This window comes from Limosilactobacillus albertensis (assembly GCF_014145555.1).
Taxonomy (GTDB): Bacteria; Bacillota; Bacilli; order Lactobacillales; family Lactobacillaceae; genus Limosilactobacillus; species Limosilactobacillus albertensis.
In genome coordinates this window covers 1-244 of sequence record NZ_JACIVD010000004.1, presented here as the reverse complement: position 1 = coordinate 244, position 244 = coordinate 1, and the positions used below count along the sequence as shown (strand labels likewise).

General features: G+C 54.5%; 1 rRNA gene. It reads right to left on the bottom strand.

Annotated features, from left to right (window positions below):
* Positions 1-244, bottom strand: a 23S ribosomal RNA gene (locus tag H5S41_RS00075); the annotation flags it as partial.

Below are 244 nucleotides of genomic sequence, written 5' to 3'. Positions count from 1 at the left end.
GGCACATGGTTTCAGGAACTATTTCACTCCCCTTCCGGGGTGCTTTTCACCTTTCCCTCACGGTACTGGTTCACTATCGGTCACTAGGGAGTATTTAGCCTTGCGAGATGGTCCTCGCTGGTTCCAACGGGGTTTCACGTGTCCCGCCGTACTCAGGATCCTGAACAGAGAGTGTGACGTTTCGTCTACGGGGCTCTCACCCTCTATGGCACAGCTTCCCAACTGTTGCGACTACGTCGCACTT